Source organism: Vibrio sp. 10N.222.46.A1, assembly GCF_041473595.1.
GTDB lineage: Bacteria > Pseudomonadota > Gammaproteobacteria > Enterobacterales > Vibrionaceae > Vibrio > Vibrio tasmaniensis_A.
The window spans coordinates 1-2549 of sequence record NZ_JBFRSN010000085.1 but is presented as its reverse complement, the minus strand read 5'-3'; the positions used below and the strand labels follow the sequence as shown (position 1 = coordinate 2549).

Annotated in this window: 2 protein-coding genes; both read left to right on the top strand. The window is 43.0% G+C overall.

Translation table 11 applies throughout. From position 1 onward, the window contains the following. Positions 1 to 135: 135 nt before the first annotated feature. Complete coding sequence (locus tag AB4496_RS03190; RefSeq protein WP_372090870.1) at positions 136 to 993, top strand: tyrosine-type recombinase/integrase; 858 nt, start codon at positions 136 to 138, stop codon at positions 991 to 993. Then, complete coding sequence (locus AB4496_RS03185; RefSeq protein ID WP_136983454.1) at positions 990 to 2081, top strand: transposase; 1092 nt, start codon at positions 990 to 992, stop codon at positions 2079 to 2081. The genes AB4496_RS03190 and AB4496_RS03185 overlap by 4 nt, the downstream gene beginning before the upstream one ends. Positions 2082 to 2549 lie beyond the last annotated feature (468 nt).

Genomic DNA, 2549 nt, shown 5'->3' with positions numbered 1-2549 from the left:
ATAGAAAAATTCTATATTTAAATGCAGAATTTTTCTGTCTAAGAGCTGTTGAACTAAGCCGCTTCGCGGAGGGCTTTCCTCTCACTTACCTGATAGACCAAACTTATGATGTATCCATAGATTAAGGAATACATCATGACCTTATTAAGACAACAACTTATCGATGAAATGGCGGTTCGCCGTTTTTCTCCGAAAACCCATGCAAGCTATTTACGTTGGGTTAAAGAGCTATCTACTACTTACGATCTGTCCCCCGATTTACTCACTGATCAACAGATTAGTGCGTATTTACGTACGCTCACCACAGAGCGGAGCTTAAGTAGTAGTACTTGTGCTCAAGCTTTGAATGCCATCTTGTTCTTTTATCGTGCCGTTTTGAATAGAGAATTTGAAGAGCGACTGGTTCCCCCGATTGAACGCGCCAGTAAAATACCGGAGCTGCTTAATCGCGAGGAAGTAAGAAGTATCATTAGTCATTGTCGAAGTCTTAAATATCAGACCGCACTTGAAATGTGTTATGGATGTGGCCTACGTGTCAGTGAGGTCGTAGGCTTGTACGTGAAAGACATTGATGGTACGGCGAAACGACTGCACATTCATTGTGGTAAAGGTAAAAAAGATCGCTTTGTTCCACTGGGTGATAGCCAACTGAATCATCTTCGAAATTACTGGTGTCATTATCATCCCACCGTAGTGTTGTTTCCCAGCCTAGAGCCCGAAAAGCCATTGGGTATTAGCTCTCTGCAGAAATGCTTCAAAGCAGCAAAAGTAGAGGCAAACGTCAGAAAATTAGGAGGAATACACGCCTTGAGGCACGCTTATGCGACTCATCAGCTTGAATCGGGCATGCCTTTGAATGTTCTTCAGCGTTACCTCGGACATTCGAATATCAAAACGACATTGAGGTACACCCATTGGATAGGTCATCACAACGAAAGCTCGGACGGAAGTAAGTTCGACTTAGTTGCTCAACTATGGGAGGAGAGCGAATGAACGCATTATCTCCTTACCAAGCCGTATTAACACAAGGCTTAGAAGAGCTTGATAAAAGTAAAGTCACACCGAGACAGTGGCAAGTGCTTAACCATTTAAGAGACTGCCGAACAGAGCGTATGGGCAGCTACGACTGGCGTTGTCAGCAATGTGGTCATGAAACGCGTTGGTACTGCTCTTGTCGAGACCGTCATTGCCCCAATTGCCAAGAGCAGATGAGACAGCAATGGCTAACAAAGCGAAGCCAAGATATTTTACCTGTGGCCTACCATCATATGGTTTTTACCTTACCTCACGAGTTCAATGCTCTGGTTAAAGCGCATCCTAAGGTGGTTTATCAATGCTTGTTTCATTCAGTGTGGGCAACATTATGCGCGTTTGCTAATGAGCGGCATCACCTTGTCGGTCAACTTGGAGCATTAATGGTTCTTCACACTTGGGGAAGAAATCTGAGTCAACATACTCATATTCATTGCCTACTACCGAGTGGGGTGCTTACAAAAGATCGGCAATGGCAACCGACAAGAAAAGAGAGTTACCTGCTTCCGGTTAAAGCCTTATCCGTTCGCTTTAAGAAAGAGATGTTATGTCGAGTAAGCGAGTTGATAGCAACGCACAGTAATTTATTAGAGGAAGCCGCTAGTAAGAGGTGGGTTGTGTACAGTAAACCTGTACTCCACGAGCCTACAGCGGTAGTGGGTTATCTATCTCGGTATTGCAATCGTATCGGGTTAAATCCCAACCAATTAAGTTATAACGTGGATGGCCGTATCACGATGAGTTACAAAGACTATCGAACCAATGGGACGCAAAGAATGTGTTGTAATGCGGGCGAGTTACTTCGACGCTTACTTTTACATGTGTTGCCTAAAGGGCTAATGCGAATACGCTACTATGGCTTTTTAGCTAATGCTGTACGGGTAAAAGCGATAGCGGAAATTAGGCAAAGCTTACGAAAGCGACCCGTAGAGAAATCGGAAGTGCTGAAAGAGAAACCTTGTTGTCCGAACTGCCATAGCAACAGCATGGTACTCGTGTGCATCAATATTAGACCTAGGATAGTCGTTTCAGAGCACCGACTGACCTAGTTGTCTGATTGTAATGAATAAAATTATCGTTGTGTTATGGCGAGAGAGGGGCATTGTTCGCTTTTAAAAAGATTATGCAACGGGTATAGTCGCAGTAGATAAATTGGTGGCTAGAAGTGGAAAATGGACGGCTGATGGGGTACCAATCTTAATGATAAGAGTGGAACGTAAGTCAGTCCTAAAAAGCAAACTCCATAGATAGAAGCGGCCAAGTCCAACAGGTATTTATCCATTGTGCTACGACAACGGATAAATACTTAAGCGTTAGAATTTTTTGGAGGCTTCACCACGTGGATGAGAAATTAAAAGATATATTTTTAAACATTAATGATTGGCTAAAATACGCGGAAGCGAAATCTGCGACTTTGGTTGCAGGTAATGGAGCCTTGATTTTTGGGTTGGCAGGAGTTTTAAAAAGTTATGAACTGCCAAATTTGCTTGAATATTATGGTTATTTTTCAATAATAC